The following is an 18,549-nucleotide window of genomic DNA, read 5'->3' as shown; positions in this document are numbered from 1 at the left end:
CGTCCGTAAAGCTGCGATGGTGAACCGGCCCGACTCATCCGGGCTGTTCCGGACCCGCTGCATGACCGTCGCCGCCGCGCCCCGTCGCTCCAACGCCGTGCTCGCCGCCTTCTCCGGCCCCTGCCTGCCGCTGGCGGCCTTCGGCGTCGCCCTGCCCGTCACCCTGCCGGAATTCTACGCCACCTACGTCGGGCTCGAGCTGGGCGTGGTCGCGGCCGTCTTCATGGCCGTGCGTCTGATCGACATCGTCTTCGACCCCTTCATCGGCTGGGGCATGGACAAGACCAGGACCCGGTTCGGCCGCTACCGCCCCTGGATGGCGATCTCGACGCCGATGCTGATGCTGGCCGCCTTCATGATGTTCGTCGTGGTCCAGCCCGGCGCGCCGCCCATCTATCTGTTCGGCTGGCTGCTGTTCCTCTACCTCGGCTTCTCCATCGGCACCCTAGGCCAACTGGGCTGGGCCGCCGTCCTCGCGCCCCAGTATGATCAGCGCAGCCGCGTCTACGGCTGGTGGCAGGTGTTCAACATCATCGGGGTGGTGCTGATCCTGGTCCTGCCGACCGTGGTGGTCCAGACCGGCATCGGGACCTATGCCGACGGGGTGCGGATCATGGGCTGGGCCATCGTCATCGCCCTGCCCGTCACCATCGGCCTGGCCATGATCGCCGTGCCCGAGCCCGTCACCGCCGGCGACCAGCCGCACGGCAGCCTGAACGCCTATCTGACGCTGCTGAAGACGCCCGTGGTGCAGAAACTGCTGATCGCCGACCTGCTGCTGGGCGTGGCGCCGGGCATCACCGGCTCGCTGCTGTTCTTCTTCTTCGGCCAGATCCGCGGCTACGACCATACCGAGGCCGGCCTGTTCATGCTGTTCTACTTCGTCGCCGGCCTGTGCGGCGCGCCCTTCTGGGCCTGGCTGGCGACCCGCGTCGGCAAGGACCGCGGCCTGGCGATCGCCAGCCTCGTCTCGGCCGTTCTGTATGTCGGCGCCACCCTGGTCCCCGGTGGAAACTTCGTCCTGACCGCCGTCGTCATGTTCATCGCCGGCCTGCCCTATGCCGCGGGCCTGTTCCTGACCCGCGCCATGATGGCCGACGCCGGCGACCAGGAGCGGTTCGAGACCGGCGTCGACCGCACCGGCCTGATGCTGTCCATCCTGTCGGCCACGACCAAGATCGGCCACGTCGTGGCCCTCGTGCCCTATCTGATCCTCCAGGGGGTCGGCTTCCGCGCCGTTCCCGGCCTCGCCGGCAACAGCGAGACAGCCCTGCTCACGCTCCAGATCCTCTTCATCCTGGTTCCCGGCGTGCTGCTGGTGTTGGCGAGCTGGGCGCTGAAGAACTATCCGCTGACGGCGGCGCGTCACAACGAGATCCGCCAGGCCCTCGACGCCCGCGACGCGGAGGCTCGAGCGTGAGGCCCATCGACCGCCTGCTGGGCGTCATGGAACGGCTGCGCGACCCGGACGGCGGCTGCCCCTGGGACGTTGAGCAGACCTTCGCCACCATCGCCCCCTATACGATCGAAGAGGCCTATGAGGTCGCCGACGCCATCGAGCGCAACGACCTGAACGAGCTGAAGGGCGAACTCGGCGACCTGCTGTTCCAGGTCGTCTTCCATGCCCGCATGGCCGAGGAACAGGGCCTGTTCGCCTTCGACGACGTGGTCACGGCCATCGCCGACAAGCTGGAACGCCGCCACCCCCACGTCTTTGGCGATGAAGCGCAGCGCACCTCGAAAGAACAGACCGTCGCCTGGGAAGCCATCAAGGCCGCCGAACGCAAGGACCGCAAGAAGCCCGGCGTCCTCGACGACGTCCCCGTCGGCCTGCCCGCCCTGACCCGCGCCGCCAAACTGACCAAGCGCGCCGGCCGCGTCGGCTTCGACTGGCCCTCGACCGACGAGGTGTTCGACAAGCTGGCCGAAGAGGTTGCGGAACTGCGCGTCGAGATCGCGGCCGGCGACATGGCCAAGGCGCGCGAGGAGATGGGCGACCTGCTGTTCGTCTTGGCCAACCTGGCCCGCAAGCTGGACGTCGAGCCCGAAGACGCCCTGCGCGCCACCAACGCCAAGTTCGTGCGCCGCTTCGGCTTCATCGAGGCGGAACTGGCCAAGGACGGCCGCACCCCCGACCAATCGACGCTGGAGGAGATGGACCGCCTCTGGGACGCCGCAAAGGTCGCCGAGAAGGCCGGCTCCCCATCCTGAGCCCGCGCATGCCCTACGACCTGATCATCTTCGACTACGACGGCGTGGTCGCCGACAGCGAGGTGCTGAACAGCACCGTCATGGCCGAGCAACTGACCGCCATCGGCCTGCCGACCAGCTTGGACGACGTCTTGGCCGCCTATACGGGCAAGCGCTGGCGCGACAACCGGCCGGCGGTCGAAGCCGCCTTGGGCCGGCCCTGCCCCGAGGACTTCCACACCACCTGGTTCGCCACCTGCCGCGCCCGCGCGCCGATCCATCTGAAGCCCGTCCCCGGCATGATCGACTTCGTCGCCGCCCGGTCCGAGGCCCGCTGCATCGCCTCGTCCAGCGGCCCCGACTGGATCGGCGTCGGCCTGGACCTGTTCGGCCTGACCGATCATTTCGACGGCGCCGTCTTCACCGGCCTGGTGGTCGAGCGCGGCAAGCCCCACCCCGACATCTTCCTGCACGCCGCCGACAGCATGGGCGTCGATCCGGCCCGCGTCCTGGTGATCGAGGACAGCGAGGCGGGCGTCACCGCCGGGATCGCCGCCGGCATGACGGTGGTCGGTCTGACCGCCGGCGGCCATATCCGCGACGGCCACGCCGAACGCCTGGTGGCGCGCGGCGCCCACCACATCGCCGACAGCTACGCGGCGGTCGCGGCGTTCATGGATCGCTGACCGCTAAAGATACCGCAATTCCTGCAGATCCACTTCACGGATCATCTTGCGCGCGGCGACCTCGTCCAGTTGACGCGCCCGCGCCAACCGCCCCAGTTCTTCTCGCTCGGCCGCCAGACCGGCCAGCCACAGTCGGCGTTCCACAGCGTCGATCTTGCGCGCCACAACCGCGTCATCCTCGTCGGTGCGGGTATGGGTCTCGATGCGCCGGCGATAGACTTCCATGATCCGGCTGGCGACATCGGAATAGAGATCGGGGTTGGTCTTGCCCTCGGCCATGGCGTGGGAGGCGTCCTCGACGGCGCGCAGGGCGGCCGAGGCGGCGGCGACGCGGCCCCGGTCCTCTTCGCGTTCCTGCGACGGCTCAGGCGGGAGTTCGACCCCCTTCATCAGGCGCGGCAGGGCGAAGGTCGCCACCAGCAGCGAAACAATGATCACCCCCGCTGCCAGGAAGATGGCCAGGTTGCGCGACGGCATCGGCGATCCGTCGCCCAGGACGAACGGCAGGGTCAATATGCCCGCCAGGGTGATGGCCCCGCGCACGCCCGCCAGCGACATCACCAGGGTCAGGCGCAACCCGACCTTGGCGGGCGGGCCGCGATGGCGCCGCCGGAACAGGGTCAGCTTCAGCGAGGTCCAGACCCAGACGAAACGCATGACCGCCAGGGCGGCGACGATGGTGAACACATAGACGGCCAGCCACCAGACTTCCGGCCGGCTGGTGCCCCGCACCACCTCGGCCGCCCGCGCCAGGATCGACGGCATCTGTTCGCCCAGGATGACGAAGATGATGCCGTTGGCGACGAACTGGACCGTGTCCCACACTACGCCGCGCCGAATTCGGGTCATGGCCAGGGACTGGCCTCCGATCCCGCCGCCCCGCTCGGTGAAGCTCATGGTCACGCCCGCCGCCACCGCCGCCAGGATGCCGGAAGCGTGCAGTTCTTCAGCGACCAGATAGGCGGCGAAGGGGATCAGCAGGCTGACCAGAATCTGCGCCCCGACGTCCTCGCCCCAGCGGCGACTGACGAAACCCTTGGCGTAACTGATGGCCATGGTGACCAGAACCCCTGTCACCACGCCGACCAGGGCCAGCCAGGCGAAGGATCCGATGGCGCTGCCGATCGAGAAGGCGCCGGTCGTGGCCGCAACCACCGCGATCCGCATGCAGGTCAGGCCGGTGGCGTCGTTCAACAGCGACTCGCCCTCCAGGATGTGCATCAGCCGTTTGGGAATCGGCGCCCGGGCGGCGATGGCCTGAACCGCGATGGGGTCGGTCGGAGACAGGATGGCGGCCAGGGCGAAAGCCACCGCCAGCGGCATCTCCGGGATCATCCACCAGATCAGGAAGCCCAGACCGATGACGGTGAACAGGACCAGGCCCAGGGCCAGCTCCAGGATCACCGCCCGGTCGCGGAACAGCGCCTCCTTGGGGATGCGCCAGCCGTCCAGAAACAGCAGGGGCGGCAGGAACAGGAGGAAGAAGATGTCCGGCTCCAGATCCACCGTCGTGCCTGTCGCCAGCACGATGGCGGCCCCCAGGCCGATCTGCACCAGAGGCAAGGCGATGCGCGTGATCCGCGCGACCGAGCCCGACACCACGACGGCCAGAAGCAGCAGCAGGACGGTCTCGATCAGATGCATAGGTCAGTCAGCCAGGTCGGGATACAGACGCTCGAATCGCCCCAGGGCTGCAGGGTGAAGCCTGACCGTGACGTGAGTGCGGCCGGCGTCATCCGTGTCGCGGAAGACCACCCGGCCGTGTTCATACAGCCAGGCCAGGGCTTCGCCCTGGTCGGGCGCCAGCGTCAGCCGGGTCTCGGGATCGTCGTCGATCAGGCCGGCGATGGTCTGGCGCAGAGGCTCGATCCCCTCGCCCGTCCAGGCCGAGACGGCGACCGCCTCGCCGTCCTTGGCCAGCCGTTCGGCCTGACCCAGCACGGCCTCACGCGCCTCATCGTCCAGCAGGTCGATCTTGTTCCAGACCTCGAGCACCCGACGGGTCTTGCCCTCGGGCGTCTCGATCTGTTTCAGCACCGTCTCGACGTCCTTGGCCTGGGCGTCGCTGTCGGCCGAGGCGATGTCGCGGACGTGCAGGATCAGATCGGCCTCGCCGACCTCTTCCAGGGTGGCGCGGAAGCTTTCGACCAGTTCGTGCGGCAGGTCGGAGATGAAGCCGACGGTGTCCGCCACGATGGCCGGCCGGCCCTGCGGCAGGCGGATGGTGCGCTGGGTCGTGTCCAGGGTGGCGAACAACAGGTCCTTGGCGAAGACCTCGGATCCCGTCAGCCGGTTGAACAGGGTCGACTTGCCGGCGTTGGTGTAGCCGACCAGGGCGATGGTCGGGAACGGGACCTTCTGGCGCTGCTTGCGGTGCAGACCGCGCGTGCGGCGCACCTCTTCCAGTTCGGCCTTCAGCCGCACGATCCGGTCGGCGATCAGACGCCGGTCCAGCTCGATCTGGGTTTCGCCGGGACCGCCGGTCGAGCCGGTGCCGCCGCGCTGGCGTTCCAGGTGGGTCCAGGTCCGCACCAGGCGCGACCGCTCATAGTCGAGCCGCGCCAGTTCGACCTGAAGCCGGCCTTCCTTGGTGCGCGCGCGGCGTCCGAAGATCTCCAGGATCAGGCCGGTGCGGTCGATGACCTTCACCTCCCACGCCTTCTCCAGATTGCGTTGCTGCACCGGCGTCAGGGCGTCGTCGATAATGACCGCCTCGGCATCGGCCGCGCGGACCAGGGCGGCCAGTTCCTCGACCTTGCCGCTTCCGAACAGGGTGGCAGGCGTGGTCCCACGCAGTCGCACGATCTCTTCAGCGCGCACGTCAAGGTCCAACGCGCGGGCGAGGCCCACGGCTTCCTCAAGACGCTCGCTTGCCAGCCGAGGGCTGTCTGAGCGTCGGTCGGGATGGATGACGACCGCCCGGATCAGCGGGACGGCGTGGTCGATCAGTTTTTGGGTCAATCAGTCTTCTTCGGCGTCGGGCTCGTACAGTTGCACGGGCGCGGACGGCATGATGGTGGAGATGGCGTGCTTGTACACCAGCTGGGACTGGCCATCGCGGCGCAGCAGCACACAGAAGTTGTCGAACCAGGTCACGATGCCCTGCAGCTTGACCCCGTTGACCAGGAAAATGGTCAGCGGCGTCTTGGTCTTGCGGACCGAGTTGAGGAAGGTGTCCTGAAGGTTCTGACGTTTGTCTTGCGACATGGCAGGTTTTTCCTGTTCTTTGTTGTTCGTCGCCGAGGGAGCGGCGTCGGGGCCGGATGGCGGCCGGAAGCGACCTTAAACGCCGCCTCCGTGCTCCGGCAACGCCCTAAATGGCGTCTCGGCGCGCCTGATCAAGATAGAGCTGACGCAGCTTCAGCGTAATCGGTCCCGGCCTGCCGTCGCCAATCTTCGTTCCGTCGATCGAGATCGCCGGAGTGACAAAGGCGCCGGCGGCGGTGAAGAAGGCTTCCCGCGCCCGCTTGGCCTCCTCGACGCTGAACGGACGCTCGTCCAGTTCCACCCCATGTTCCTTGATCAGCGCCATCAGGCTGGTGCGGGTGCAGCCTTTCAGGATGTTGGCCTGGGTGTCGCGGGTCCGCAGCTTGCCGTGCTCATCCACGATCCAGGCGTTGGTCGAGGAGCCCTCGGTCACCAGGCCCATATCGTCCACCAGCCAGGCCTCATAGGCGCCGGCCTCGCGCGCGGCCTGTTTGGCCAGGATGTTGGGCAGAAGCCCGACCGTCTTGATGTCGCACCGCCCCCAACGGATGTCGGGCTGGGTCAGGACGGCGACCCCTTTCTGCGCCTGCGCCTCTCCGCGCGCCGGCGAGATCGACTTGGCGGTGACGATGACGCTGGGCGGCGTGCCCGGCGTGGGGAATGGGTGATCGCGGCGCGCCGTGCCGCGCGTGACCTGCAGATAGACGATGCCGTTCCTCACCCGATTGCGACGGACGGTTTCGCGCAGCACCCGCGTCAGGGACGCCACCGACATGGGGATGTCGATGCGCAGTTCGTTCAGGCTGCGGTGCAGGCGCGTCATATGGCCGTCGAAGTCCGCCAGCCGTCCGTCGAACACCGACCAGACTTCATAGACCCCGTCGGCAAACTGGAAGCCGCGATCCTCGATATGGACCACGGCCTGACCATGCTGGCTGTAGGTTCCGTTGACATAGGCGACGCGGGACATCAGGCCGGATCTTCCTCTTCTCCACCGCGGGCCGGCGAGACCCCCAGCGACTTCAACTTACGGTGCAGGGCCGAGCGTTCCATGCCGATGAAGGCGGCAGTGCGCGAGATATTGCCGCCGAACCGCATGATCTGGGCCGCCAGATACTCCCGCTCGAACACTTCCCGCGCCTCGCGCAGCGGCAGGGCGATGGTGCGTTCGGCCCCCAGGTTCGAGGAGCCTCCGTTCGACGTCGCCACCTCCTGCGGCAGCATGTCGGCGGTGATCGGTTCGTTCGGATCACCGGTCGCCAGAATCAGCAACCGTTCGATATTGTTGCGCAACTGGCGAATATTGCCCGGCCAGGGATGGACTTGCAGAACCGCCACGGCGTCATCGCCGATGATGCGGCGCGGCAGGCCTTGCGAGGCGCTGATCGTGTCGACGAAATATTCCACCAGTTCGGTGATGTCCTCGCGCCGTTCCGACAAAGCCGGCACCCGGATCGGCACCACGTTCAGACGGTGGAACAGATCCTCGCGGAACCGACCCTCGGCGATCTCGATCTTCAGGTCGCGTGAGGTGGAGGTCACGACCCGCACATCGACCTGCACGTCCTGTTCGCCGCCGACGCGCCGGAAACGCTGATCGACCAGGACACGCAGGATGCGGCTCTGGCTCTCACGCGGCATGTCGCTGATCTCATCCAGATACAGGGTGCCGTTATGGGCGCGCTCGAACACCCCGATCTTGCGCGGACGGCCGTCCTGGCCTTCCTCTCCGAACAGTTCGACGTCCAGCCGCTCCGGCGTCATCCCGGCGGCCGAAATGGCGACGAACTCGGCCCGGGCGCGCGGGCTGGCCTCGTGGATCTGACGCGCGACCAGTTCCTTGCCCGATCCCGCCGGCCCGGCGATCAGGACGCGGCTGTTGGCCTGGGCCACCTTGGCGATGGTGCCCCGTAACGCCTGGGCCGCCTGGGACCGGCCGATCAGACCTGACGGGGTCATCGTCTGGGCCCGCAGACGGCGGTTCTCGCGCTTCAGCGTCGCCGCCTCGATGGCCCTTTCGACCACGACCACCAGTCGGTCAGACTTGAACGGCTTTTCGATGAAGTCATAGGCGCCGCGCTTCAGGGCCGTCACCGCCGTCTCGATATTGCCGTGCCCCGAGATCATTACCACAGGCAGGTCGGGGTCGATCTCCTTGACCACCTCCAGCAGCTCCAGCCCGTCCAGACCGCCGCCCTGCATCCAGATGTCGAGGATCGCCAGCGACGGCTTCCTCGCGCGGATAGCAGCCAGGGCCTCGTCGGAGTTTGCGGCTACGCGCACGGCGTGCCCCTCGTCCTCGAGCAGGCCCGAAACCAGATCGCGGATGTCCGCCTCGTCATCGACGACCAGAATGTCGGAACCGGTAGGTCGCATCTTGCCTCGCTTATTCGGCGACGACGGTTTGGAGCTTGCGCTCCGTCACGTCGCCGGTCTTGCCGTGGGGTTTCAAGGGAAAAATCAGGCACACCCGCGCGCCGCGCAGGGTCTCGGCGTCGGCCAGCTTCAGCTCGCCGCCGTGGTCCTCGCAAATGCGTTTGACGATGGCCAGGCCCAGGCCCGTGCCCTTCTCGCGCGTGGTGACATAGGGTTCGGTCAGACGGTCGCGGTCCTTGGCCGGCAGGCCGACCCCGTCGTCCTCGACCACGAAGGTCGCCGTGCCGTTTTCAACGACCAGGGAGGCGATGATGCCCTCGGCCTCTGACGCTGCGTCTTCCCCGGCCGCCAGACGCCGAGCGGCGACGGACTCGCCTGCGTTCTTCAGAATATTGATCAGGGCCTGGCCCACCATGCGGGCGTCGCAACGCAGCGTGGCCTTGGGCAGGGGCTCGTCCATATCCACGACGATGTCGGCGGCGGCGACCCGCTGGGCGAACACGGCCTCGCGCAGCATCTCCGCCGGATTGGCCGAGCCGAAGCGCGGCGCCGGCATGCGAGCGAAAGACGAGAACTCGTCCACCATCCGGCCAATATCGCCGACCTGACGGATGATGGTGTCGGTGCAGCGGTCGAAGATCTCGACCTCGTCCACCTTGTCGCGATATTTCCGTTTCAGCCGTTCGGCCGAGAGCTGGATCGGCGTCAGCGGGTTCTTGATCTCGTGGGCGATACGACGGGCGACGTCACGCCAGGCGGCGTTGCGTTGAGCGGTGACCAGCCGGGTGATGTCGTCGAAGGTCAGGACCATCTCGCCGCCCTGCCCGCCCTCGATCCGGACCCGCAGTCTCTGGGTCTCGCCGCCTCGGCTGACATCGATGTCTTCTTCGATATGGGCCTCGACCCGGCCGACCAGGTCGCTCAGCTCGGGCGAAAGCGCCGCCAGTTCGTGGCCCAGAACCTCGTCTTCTTCGATGTGCAGCAGTTGCAGGGCGCTGTCGTTGATCGCCGAAACCCGCCCACGCCGGTCCAGGCCGATAACCCCTGCGCTGACGCCCGACAGCACGGTCTCGATGAACCGGCTGCGGTTCTGGGCGTCGTCGCTGGCCGCCTTCAACGCGGTCTGTTGCGCCTGAAGATCACCGGTCATGCGATTGAAGGCGTCGGAAAGCAAAGCGATTTCGGCCGGGGCGCCCTGGCTGTCCACCCGGGCGCTGAAATCGCCGCCCGCCACCTGGTCCGCCGCCTGCACGAGACGCCCGATCGGGGCGGAGATGCTGCTGGCCGCCGACATGCCCAGCCAGACGGCGCCGACCAGAACCAGCAGCGCGGTCTCCAGATAGCTGAGGATGAAGGCCGACTGGATCCGCGACCGGCTTTCCTGGGCCTCGCGATAGGCTTCGATCGACTGAATGGAGGCGTTCATACGCGCGACCAGCCCATCTTGCAGGGGCCGCACCAGATAGAGATAGGCGTCGCCATAGGCCGGCAGGGCGATGATGGATCGAACCGTGTCGGGGTTCTGCGTCACGTCGGTCGGCGGCTTTCCGCCCTGGGCCGCGTCCTCCAGATAGGTCCGGGGGGGCGCCAGATAAGGCGGCGCGTCGGGCCGCTCCGCGCGCGCCAGAACCTGGCCGTCGCCATTCAGGATGTAGATGGCGGGATAGCCGAAAATCTCCCCGACCTGGGCGAGGGCGTCATTGAACTGGATCCGGTCGTCGAACAGGCCGCGTGCGCTATCCAGCTGATCGGAGATCGTCACCAGATCCGCGTCCACCGTCGTGGCGACATCCCGGATATAGGCGCGCCCGACCACGGCGCCGTTCTCGACCGAAGCCTGGACATTCTGGCTGAACCACTGGTCGACGCCCCGCGTCACCAGCAGGCCGAACACCAGGGCGATCAACACCGCCGGAACGACGGCCACCATGGAGAACAGGGCGACGAACCGCAGGTGCAGCCGCGACCCCGCGTCACCCGTGCTGCGCGCCAGGGCCAGGACCCGTCGCCCGACGATAAAGGCCAGACCCGATATCAGCGCCAGATTGGCCAGCAGGACGAACAGCACCGCCTGGCTGGTCGATCCCCGCGCCGTGCCGGACGTCGCACCGGGCGCCGCCGCCACCAGCCAGACCGCCGCGGCCGTGATGACGACCGCGATGAAATAGGCGAAACCGAACCCCGCCCGGGCCCGTTCCGCGTCGAAACGCCCCCAGAACGACTCATCCACCGACACGGTGTCGGTTGAAGAGGCCGCAGGTGAAGGCGTATCCGTCATGCCACAGCAGTGTCCACTAACTGTGGCTCATCTTCAACATCCGACTTGTTCATCTTCGGCAAAATTTCGCGCCAAAGATCCGCCATCGCCGCCTCGACGGCCAGAGGCTCATCCAGACGGCAAATTATTGCCTTTGCCTCGCGGCGGTGTTGCGGATCAGCCGGCCAGGGCGCCTGTTCAATGTACCAGCCCAGGTGTTTGCGGAACATACGCAGCCCCAGCGGGAGTCCGTAGAATTCCACCGACGCCCGCAAATGCTCGACGACAATCCCAAGTCGCGCCTCTGGCCCCGGCTCATCAAGCGAAACCCCGTCGATCAGCGCCCGCTCCAGGTGGGCCGCCAGCCATGGCCGTCCATAGACGCCCCGCCCCAGCATCAGGCCGTCGGCGCCCGATTGGGCCAGGGCCTGGCGGGCCGCTTCCGCCGTGGTGATGTCGCCGTTGACGATGACCGGTATGCCGACCGCCGCCTTGACCTCGCCCACCGCCGCCCAGTCGGCCACGCCGGTATAGAACTGCTTGCGCGTGCGGCCGTGGACCGTCACCGCCCTGACCCCGATCTCTTCAGCCCGCTTCGCCAGTTCGGCCGCGTTGCGGCTGTCGTCGTCCCAGCCCAGCCGCATCTTCACCGTCACCGGCCGGCTGGTCGCCTGGACCGCCGCCTCCATGATGCGACAGGCCAGGTCCGGGGTCCGCATCAGGGCCGAGCCGGCGGCGGAGCCTGTGACCTCCTTGGCCGGACAGCCGAAGTTCAGATCGACGATGTCCGCGCCCGCCTTTTCCGCCATCCGCGCGCCCTCGGCCATCTGGCCCGGATCGCGCCCGACCAGCTGGATCACCGTCAGCGGCAGGCCGGCGCCGACCGCCGCGCGTCGCACCACGTCGGGCCGTTCGCGCGCCAGCTCCTTGGCCGCCACCATTTCGGTGGCCACATAGGCCGCGCCCAGCCGCGAGGCGAGCACACGGAACGGCAGGTCGGTCACGCCCGTCATGGGCGCCATCAGCACCTGGCCGGGCACGGTCACGTCGCCGATCTGTAAAGTCTTGGCCATTCGCGCCTTTCGCAGCATCCAACACCCCCTCGTCAAGCCTGACGGCGGCGGATTGATGTTTCGTCGCGCGACGGCGCGCTCTAGAAGGCCGGCATGAGTTTCTCGGGCATCATCGTCGCGGCCGGATCCGGTTCGCGCGCAGGCGGCGACAAACAGTGGCGCGCCCTGGGCGGCAAGCCCGTGCTGCGCTGGTCGGCTGAGGCGCTGCTGAACGCCGGCGCCGACGAGCTGGTGGTCGTGGTGGCTGCCGGCGCCGAAGACCGCGCGGCCGAAACCCTTGCCGGCCTGTCGAACTGGCGGACCGTGACGGGCGGCGGCGTCCGGGCCGCGTCGGTCAGCGCCGGTCTTGCGGCCCTCACCTGCGGCCCCGACCGACCGGTGTTGATCCATGACGCCGCCCGCCCCCTGCTGGACCGCGCCGTCATCGACCGGCTTATCGCGGCCCTGGACCATGCCGACGGAGCCCTGCCCGCCCTGCCCGTGGCCGACAGCCTGCGGCGCGGGGCAGACAGCCTGATGGCGGGCGTGGTCGAACGCGACGGCCTGTGGCGGGCCCAGACGCCTCAGGCCTTCCGGCGCGATACGATAGAAGCCGCCTACGCCGCCTGGACCGGAACCGAGGCCCCGACCGACGAAGCCGCGGTCGTCCAGGGCCACGGCGGCCGCGTCGCCCTGGTCGAGGGCGATCCCCGTCTGATGAAACTGACCTATCCCGAGGATTTCGCCATGGCCGAGGCCCTGTTGTCGCAACAGACCCGCTACCAGACCCGGATCGGCTCCGGCTATGACGTCCACCGCTGGGGTCCGGGCGGTTCGGTCTGGCTCTGCGGGATCGAGGTGCCGCATGACCAGACACTGATCGGCCATTCCGACGCGGACGCCGGTCTGCACGCCCTGACCGACGCGCTTCTCGGCGCCATCGCCGAGGGCGACATCGGCGATCACTTCCCGCCGACCGATCCGAAGTGGAAGGGCGCGTCTTCCGACCTATTCCTGCTGCACGCCGCCCAGCTTGTCGCCGCGCGCGGCGGTCGGATCGTCAATGTTGACGTGACCCTGATCTGCGAACGCCCCAAGGTGAAGCCGCACCGCCAGGCCATGCGCGAACGGATCGCCGGCCTTCTGGCGCTCCCGCTGGACGCCGTCAGCGTCAAGGCCACCACGACCGAGGGTCTGGGCTTCACCGGCCGGGGCGAGGGCCTGGCCGCCCAGGCGGTTGCGACGGTCGAGACGCCCGTTTCCGCCTGAACTACCGGACCGCGTACTGCATCTGGCGGACCAGGGCTCCGAACAGATTGACATAGTCGTCGGTCCACGGCCGCACCCCGGTCGCCTCCAGAGTGCGCCAGCGCGGATCCTGGCGATAGGGCGCCAGGGCCGCCTCGCTCTTGCCGACGATCAGCGCCTCGGTCGAGGATTCAGACATGGAGGCGGCGTCCCGCCGTTCGATATAGATCTGATGCAGGGCCGGCGCCTCCAGGGCCGCCGCCGCCGCCTCGGCCGGCAGGGTGATCTCCAGGTTCCGGTTCGACAGGTGCAACACCACCACCCCCTCGGGCTTCAGCAGCCGCAGATAGCCGGCGATGGCCTCGACTGTCAGCAAATGGGTCGGCACCGCATCCGACGAAAAGGCGTCGATGATCAGCAGGTCATAACTGGCCGGCGCCTCCCGTCCCATCGTCAGCCGCGCATCCCCCAGAACCGTCCGGACCGGTCCCTGGGCGCAGCCGTTGATGAAACTGAACCAGCGGGGGTCGCGCGACAGGCGATCCACCATCGGATCGATCTCGAAGAAGCTCATTCGGTCCTGGGCCCGCTTGTAGGCGGCCATGGCGCCCGATCCCTGCCCCACCACGCCGATGACGGCCCCATCCGGCCGTCCGGCCTGGGTCATCAGGGCCGCCTGACCGAGGGGGGTGGAGGTGGCGTAATAGAGGGTCGGCATGCAGCGATACCGCGCCGCCTGCGCCTGGGCGCCGTGCAGGGTGGTGCCGTGCATCAGCACATGGACCGGTCCATCCAGGCCCTCGATCGGCGTGCTGGCCACCCGCATCACCCCGAAGAAGCTCCGCTCGGTCAGCACCCAGTCATAACCGCGCGCCACATGATAGCCGGACCAGACCATGGCCCCGATGACCACGGTGAACATCACCGCCCGATCTCTCAAGAGGAAGGCGAACAGGGCCGCCACACCCAGCACCGCCTGGGCGATCCGCACCAGCTCATGGTCCGGCACGACAGCGCGGATGTCAGGCGCATAGCGGACCAGGGCCAGGCCCAGCGGCCCCGCCACGGCGATCAGCACGCCGACGACGCAACAGATGATCTCCCATGATCGCATCTCGCGCCGCCCCCAGGGCCGCAACAGGCCTACGGCCACCAGGATCAGTGGATATTCCCACACCATGTCGAACACGACGGGCGCGATCAGGGCGTTGAACACCCCGCCCAGCACGCCCCCCAGCGACAGCAGCAGATAGAATTCCGTCAGCCGGCCCGGCGCGGGACGACGCTCGGCCATCCGTTGGTGGCACATCAGGGCCGTGAAGAAGAAGGCCGTGAGATTGACCCCGAAGACGAACAGCCATTCCGTCGTCCGGAACGCCGCCAGGGCGGCGCAGGCCGCCAGCGTCCCCGCCTGGATCGCCAGGGTCAGATGCAACGGGATGATCGGCCGCGCCTGGAAGGCGATGACGAAGGTCAGCAGATAGAGCGCCAGCGGAATGACCCACAGGAAGGGCGCCGAGGCCACGTCGGTCGACAGGTGCGCCGTCACGCCCAGCATCAGGCTGGACGGCGCCGCCGCCAGCAGGATCAGCAGCCCCTTCTCGCGCCAGGCGATGCGCGGTCCGGCCGCCAGCGGGGCGGGCTCGGCCGCAACAGTCTCCCGCCGACGCCAGACGACAAGGCCCAGCCCCACAACCATCAGCACGAACAGACCGTAGCCGAGGGTCCATCCCCACCGCTGCGACGACAGACTGACCAGCGGCTCGATCAGGACCGGATAGGCCAGCAGGGCCAGAAAACTGCCCAGGTTCGACGCGGCGTAAAGCACGTAGGGATCGCTGCGCCCCGCCCGCCCGGCGCTGGCCCGCGCATACCAGGCCTGCAACAGCGGGGCGGTCGCCGACAGCACGGCGAACGGCGCCCCGAGGGACAGGGTCAGGGTCGCCAGCATCCACAGGGTCGGCGCCGAGGGATCAGGATCGCCCAGCAGGCCGCTGATCCGCAGCGGCAGGAACAAGGCCGCGATCAGCAGCAGACCCAGATGGACCGCCACCTGTCGCCGCATCGATCCGATCCGTTGCAGCAGATGGGCGTAGCCATAGCCGGCCAGCAGCGCCGTCTGAAAAAAGACCATGGCTGCATTCCACACCGACGGCGATCCCCCCAGGGTCGGCAGGATCAGTTTGGTCGCCATCGGCTGCACCACGAAGACCAGACAGGCCGAGGTGAAGACGGCGACGGCGAACAGGATCGCGGTCGCGCGGGCGGGCCGGTCGAGGGGGAGAACAGGAGCCTCGGCGACATTGGTCATGGCTCTGGTTAGAGCGGGACTCGCGGCCTATGAAAAGATCATGTTCCCCGAAGACATTCAGCGCCTGGCGCAACAGATCGTCGCAACCGCGTCCGCGCGGGGGCTGATGCTGGCCACCGCCGAAAGCTGCACCGGCGGTCTGGTCGCCGCCGCCCTGACCGCCGTTCCCGGCTCGTCCGACGCCCTGGACCGGGGCTTCGTCACCTACAGCAACGACGCCAAACAGCAGATGCTGGGCGTGCCCGAGGCCACGCTGATCGCCCACGGCGCCGTGTCCGAACCGACCGCGCGGGCCATGGCCCAGGGCGCCGTCGCCCATTCGCGCGCCGCCGTCAGCGTCGCCGTCACCGGGATCGCCGGCCCCGGCGGCGGCTCGGCCGACAAGCCGGTCGGACTGGTCCATTTCGCCGCTCAGGGACCGGGCGGCCTGATCCATCGCCAGGAACGATTCGGCGACATCGGCCGTGACGCGGTCCGTCTCGCCAGTGTCCGGATCGCCCTGGCCCTGCTGGCCGACCGACTGGCGTCGTGACCGACCTCCAAGAGGTTGAAGCCTCCGTCGTCGATGCGCGCGGCCACCTCTGCCCGACGCCCAGCCTTCGATTGATGAAGGCGATGGAGGGTGCTGCGCCGGGGCGTCGCTTCATCCTGCTGGCCACCGACCCGATGGCGCGGATCGACGTGCCCTTTCTGATGGCCCAGAAGAACGGCCGCGTGATCGCCGTGGACGAGGCGGACGGCGTGATTCGCCTTACGGTCGAGGCGGGTTAGGAGCGCGACCGGCGGCTGGCCCGCCGCTCCGACAGATCGACCACATCGGCGGGAACCGTCGGGGTTTGAGCCTTGGCGGCTTCATCGGCCTTGGCCGCAATCTCCATCTCGGTGGCGAAGGCGCCGCCGTAGAAGATGGCGTTGACGTTCCACGACAGCCAGATCAGCAGCACCACCACCGCGCCCACAGACCCGTAGGTCGCCCCCAGGGGCGCGATCTGCTCCACATAGATGGCGCAAAGCCAGGACGAGATCACCGACATCAGGGTCGCCACCAGCCCGCCGGTGATCGCCGGCAGCCAGGCGACGGGCGACCTGTGGCTCATGGCGTAGCGGTACAAAAGGGTCAGGCCGACCGCGAGGCCAAGCGCCGGCAGGAAGGCGTCCAGCGGCAGCAAACCGCCATCGAACTGGTCCGTCATCGGCGACGCCGTATGGGCCAGGATTCGGGCCGTCACCACAGCGCCTGACACGACCGTGAAAAGCGCGAAGGCGAAGACGGCGACGAAGAAGGCCAGAAGGTTGAACTTGAAGAAGCCGTGCGGCTCGGTTTCATCATGAATGAGATTAAGGCCCGCCAGCAAGGCCTTGAATCCACGATGGGCAGCATAGGCGCCGACGAACAATGCAAAGGCGCTCTGGGTCGAGATCGTTCGCGCAGAAGCATTGCTCAACCGGGCGATCTCATCCCGGAATATCGTCTGGGCCGCCCGAGGCAACAGGTCCGAAAGGGCGGCGGCCTGAGCGCTGACCTCATTGATCGACAGACCCAGCTTGTAGAAACCGATCAGGATGGCGATGGCGGGAAACACGGCCAGAAGGGCGAAGAATGACACGCCGCCGGTGTAGAGCATGACGTCACGCCCCCAGCTGCGGGTGAAGGCGCGCACCGCAAGACCGCCCCAAAATCCGGGCGCCTTCAGTACCGATCGGGTCAGGTGATCACTCAAGCCGGTTCCCACAACCGTTGAACAGGCGGCGAAACCTAGACCATTCCATCGGCAAGGAAAACACCATCCGCGCGAGCCCCTCTTTTCCCCGTCGCTCCACGCCAAGACATTGCTTCGTTAAGGGACGCATCGCTATGGTCCCGCGGCCTTCAAGGGGCTATGGGCGCTGCGACGTCCGGGGGAGACGACCAACTTGGCTTTCGATGCGCGTGTATTGATCCTGGCGGCCCAGGACGGTCGGCTCGGGCCGCTGGTGGCTGGGCTGGACGCCCTCGGCTGGACCACCGTCACCGCTCGCGACCTGACGTCGGCCGAGGCTGTCTTGCAGGACTTCCCCCTGGACGCCGCCGTGGTCGATTTCGATTCGCTCACCGACGACGTCGTGGCGCGGCTGCGGTCTGCGGCCGAGCCGCGCAGTCTGCCGATCATGGTTGTAGGCGCGCCGCGCGGTTCCGTCATGGACGCGGAACTGGCCGTGACGCTGCCGCCCCACCCCGCCCAGGCGGCGCTGAGGCTGGAGCAGATGACCCGCGCCGCGATAGCCGAAGAAGAATTCCATCTGCGCCGCGCCACCTTCGCCGCTCGCGGCATTGATCTGGAGGCCGGCGGCGACGAACGGGCGCCGCTGCGCGTCCTGGCCGCCGGCGTGGCCGAGCGCCGGTTTCTGGCCCTGTCCAACGCCCTCACCGCCTCCGGCGTCGAGGTCGTCGCTGCGCCCACCCCCTACACCGCTTTCGACTATCTGCACGAAAGCCCGTTCGACGCCGCCGTCCTGTGGGGCGCCAAGGACCACGCCCCGGCCCTGTCGATCGCCTCGGGCATGAAGCGCAACACCCGCCTCTACCACATTCCCCTGATGCTCTATCTCCGGGACGGCAGCGAGATCGGTCTCGACGAACTGTTCAATCGGGGCTTCGCCGACGTCGCCACCGCCGACACGCCCGAGGATGAGACGGCCGAGCGGCTTCTGGCCCTGGCGGGGTCGCACCGACGTCACCTGACCATTCGCAAGGCTCTGGATTCGGTCCGGGCGCTGGCGGAAATGGACGCCTCGACCGGCTTGTTCACACCTGAATTGTTCGCCGCCCATCTGGCGCGCGTCGCCGACGCCTCACGCGCCCGCCGCCGCCCCCTGTCGGTCTGCGTGCTGCGCGTGAAGGAGAACGAGGCCGTAGCCGGGGCGCGGCAGGGCGGCTGGCTGGATCGGGCCATGCCCCAGATCGGCGCCATGGTCTCGCGGCTGGTCCGGGTCGAGGACACGCCCGCCCGCCTGGCCAAGGAAGTCTTCGCCCTGGCCCTGCCGGCGACCCGGGGCGAGGCCGCACGCCTGGCGGCGGAGCGGATCGCCGCCGTCATCGGCTGCACCGCCTTCGACGCCGGTCCCGACCGCTCCCCCTTCGTCGCCGAATTCGACGTGGGCGCCGCCGAGATGCAGCCGAACGAGAGCGCCGCCACCCTGCTGGAACGCGCCTCCGCCGATCTGTTCGACAAGACGCGGTAG

The 18,549-nt window shown here is 68.1% G+C and carries 16 protein-coding genes; 7 read left to right on the top strand and 9 right to left on the bottom strand.

Annotated elements, in window-relative coordinates:
- Positions 1–61 precede the first annotated feature (61 nt).
- Genes ACP7CK_RS05690 through ACP7CK_RS05680 form a run of 3 tightly spaced genes read left to right on the top strand, consistent with a single transcriptional unit; the run spans position 62 to position 2,876 of the window.
- Positions 62–1,420: an MFS transporter gene (locus ACP7CK_RS05690; RefSeq protein WP_426025381.1), complete on the top strand. Its 1,359-nt coding sequence runs from the start codon at positions 62–64 to the stop codon at positions 1,418–1,420.
- Positions 1,417–2,211, top strand: coding sequence for a nucleoside triphosphate pyrophosphohydrolase (gene mazG, locus ACP7CK_RS05685; protein ID WP_426025380.1), 795 nt, complete (start codon positions 1,417–1,419; stop codon positions 2,209–2,211). The genes ACP7CK_RS05690 and mazG overlap by 4 nt, the downstream gene beginning before the upstream one ends.
- 8 nt (positions 2,212–2,219) lie before the next feature.
- A complete protein-coding gene (locus ACP7CK_RS05680; RefSeq protein WP_426025379.1) occupies positions 2,220–2,876 on the top strand; it encodes an HAD family hydrolase in 657 nt (218 codons plus the stop codon).
- Positions 2,877–2,879: 3 nt separating this feature from the next.
- On the opposite strand, the gene ACP7CK_RS05675 is transcribed toward ACP7CK_RS05680, so the two are convergent.
- From ACP7CK_RS05675 to dusB, 7 genes are all read right to left on the bottom strand, one after another.
- Entirely contained in the window at positions 2,880–4,520 is a 1,641-nt protein-coding gene (locus ACP7CK_RS05675; protein WP_426025378.1) for a Na+/H+ antiporter, read from the bottom strand.
- A gap of 3 nt (positions 4,521–4,523) precedes the next feature.
- Positions 4,524–5,837: a GTPase HflX gene (hflX, locus tag ACP7CK_RS05670; protein ID WP_426025377.1), complete on the bottom strand. Its 1,314-nt coding sequence runs from the start codon at positions 5,835–5,837 to the stop codon at positions 4,524–4,526.
- The gene (hfq, locus tag ACP7CK_RS05665; RefSeq protein WP_003164861.1) at positions 5,838–6,083 is read right to left on the bottom strand and encodes an RNA chaperone Hfq; all 246 of its coding nucleotides are present in this window, start codon (positions 6,081–6,083) and stop codon (positions 5,838–5,840) included.
- A 106-nt stretch (positions 6,084–6,189) separates the two neighbouring features.
- Entirely contained in the window at positions 6,190–7,053 is an 864-nt protein-coding gene (locus tag ACP7CK_RS05660) for a D-amino-acid transaminase (protein ID WP_426025376.1), read from the bottom strand.
- Positions 7,053–8,459: a sigma-54-dependent transcriptional regulator gene (locus ACP7CK_RS05655; protein WP_008261747.1), complete on the bottom strand. Its 1,407-nt coding sequence runs from the start codon at positions 8,457–8,459 to the stop codon at positions 7,053–7,055. The genes ACP7CK_RS05660 and ACP7CK_RS05655 overlap by 1 nt, the downstream gene beginning before the upstream one ends.
- Positions 8,460–8,469: 10 nt before the next feature.
- Complete coding sequence (locus ACP7CK_RS05650) at positions 8,470–10,737, bottom strand: ATP-binding protein (protein ID WP_426025375.1); 2,268 nt, start codon at positions 10,735–10,737, stop codon at positions 8,470–8,472.
- Entirely contained in the window at positions 10,734–11,789 is a 1,056-nt protein-coding gene (gene dusB / locus ACP7CK_RS05645; RefSeq protein WP_035305946.1) for a tRNA dihydrouridine synthase DusB, read from the bottom strand. Before dusB ends, ACP7CK_RS05650 begins: the two co-directional genes overlap by 4 nt.
- 93 nt (positions 11,790–11,882) lie before the next feature.
- Between dusB and ACP7CK_RS05640 the strand changes: the two genes are divergently transcribed.
- Entirely contained in the window at positions 11,883–13,037 is a 1,155-nt protein-coding gene (locus ACP7CK_RS05640; protein ID WP_426025374.1) for a bifunctional 2-C-methyl-D-erythritol 4-phosphate cytidylyltransferase/2-C-methyl-D-erythritol 2,4-cyclodiphosphate synthase, read from the top strand.
- A gap of 1 nt (position 13,038) precedes the next feature.
- Here ACP7CK_RS05640 and ACP7CK_RS05635 read toward each other — a convergent pair whose 3' ends face one another.
- Positions 13,039–15,327, bottom strand: coding sequence for a spermidine synthase (locus tag ACP7CK_RS05635; RefSeq protein WP_426025373.1), 2,289 nt, complete (start codon positions 15,325–15,327; stop codon positions 13,039–13,041).
- A gap of 40 nt (positions 15,328–15,367) precedes the next feature.
- On the opposite strand from ACP7CK_RS05635, the gene ACP7CK_RS05630 reads away from it, so the two are divergent.
- Both ACP7CK_RS05630 and ACP7CK_RS05625 read left to right on the top strand, forming a co-directional pair.
- Positions 15,368–15,859, top strand: a complete 492-nt coding sequence (locus tag ACP7CK_RS05630) for a CinA family protein (protein WP_426025372.1) — start codon at positions 15,368–15,370, stop codon at positions 15,857–15,859.
- Complete coding sequence (locus tag ACP7CK_RS05625; protein WP_292147384.1) at positions 15,856–16,098, top strand: sulfurtransferase TusA family protein; 243 nt, start codon at positions 15,856–15,858, stop codon at positions 16,096–16,098. Before ACP7CK_RS05630 ends, ACP7CK_RS05625 begins: the two co-directional genes overlap by 4 nt.
- Here the strand turns inward: ACP7CK_RS05625 and ACP7CK_RS05620 are convergent.
- Positions 16,095–16,952: a YihY/virulence factor BrkB family protein gene (locus ACP7CK_RS05620; protein WP_372704782.1), complete on the bottom strand. Its 858-nt coding sequence runs from the start codon at positions 16,950–16,952 to the stop codon at positions 16,095–16,097. The two genes, ACP7CK_RS05625 and ACP7CK_RS05620, sit on opposite strands and share 4 nt — an antisense overlap.
- Positions 16,953–17,241: 289 nt before the next feature.
- On the opposite strand from ACP7CK_RS05620, the gene ACP7CK_RS05615 reads away from it, so the two are divergent.
- Positions 17,242–18,549: a diguanylate cyclase domain-containing protein gene (locus ACP7CK_RS05615; protein WP_426025371.1), complete on the top strand. Its 1,308-nt coding sequence runs from the start codon at positions 17,242–17,244 to the stop codon at positions 18,547–18,549.

This window comes from Brevundimonas sp. TSRC1-1, assembly GCF_049898245.1.
GTDB lineage: Bacteria > Pseudomonadota > Alphaproteobacteria > Caulobacterales > Caulobacteraceae > Brevundimonas > Brevundimonas mediterranea_A.
This window is presented reverse-complemented; position numbering and strand designations above follow the sequence as displayed.

Coding starts and splice junctions, on each gene's coding strand:
- ACP7CK_RS05675 (WP_426025378.1), bottom strand. CDS start 4,520: ATGCATCTGATCGAGACCGTCCTGCTGCTGCTTCTGGCCGTCGTGGTG.
- ACP7CK_RS05680 (WP_426025379.1), top strand. CDS start 2,220: ATGCCCTACGACCTGATCATCTTCGACTACGACGGCGTGGTCGCCGAC.
- hfq (WP_003164861.1), bottom strand. CDS start 6,083: ATGTCGCAAGACAAACGTCAGAACCTTCAGGACACCTTCCTCAACTCG.
- ACP7CK_RS05690 (WP_426025381.1), top strand. CDS start 62: ATGACCGTCGCCGCCGCGCCCCGTCGCTCCAACGCCGTGCTCGCCGCC.
- ACP7CK_RS05640 (WP_426025374.1), top strand. CDS start 11,883: ATGAGTTTCTCGGGCATCATCGTCGCGGCCGGATCCGGTTCGCGCGCA.
- ACP7CK_RS05650 (WP_426025375.1), bottom strand. CDS start 10,737: ATGACGGATACGCCTTCACCTGCGGCCTCTTCAACCGACACCGTGTCG.
- ACP7CK_RS05620 (WP_372704782.1), bottom strand. CDS start 16,952: ATGCTCTACACCGGCGGCGTGTCATTCTTCGCCCTTCTGGCCGTGTTT.
- ACP7CK_RS05660 (WP_426025376.1), bottom strand. CDS start 7,053: ATGTCCCGCGTCGCCTATGTCAACGGAACCTACAGCCAGCATGGTCAG.
- ACP7CK_RS05635 (WP_426025373.1), bottom strand. CDS start 15,327: ATGACCAATGTCGCCGAGGCTCCTGTTCTCCCCCTCGACCGGCCCGCC.
- ACP7CK_RS05630 (WP_426025372.1), top strand. CDS start 15,368: ATGTTCCCCGAAGACATTCAGCGCCTGGCGCAACAGATCGTCGCAACC.
- ACP7CK_RS05655 (WP_008261747.1), bottom strand. CDS start 8,459: ATGCGACCTACCGGTTCCGACATTCTGGTCGTCGATGACGAGGCGGAC.
- dusB (WP_035305946.1), bottom strand. CDS start 11,789: ATGGCCAAGACTTTACAGATCGGCGACGTGACCGTGCCCGGCCAGGTG.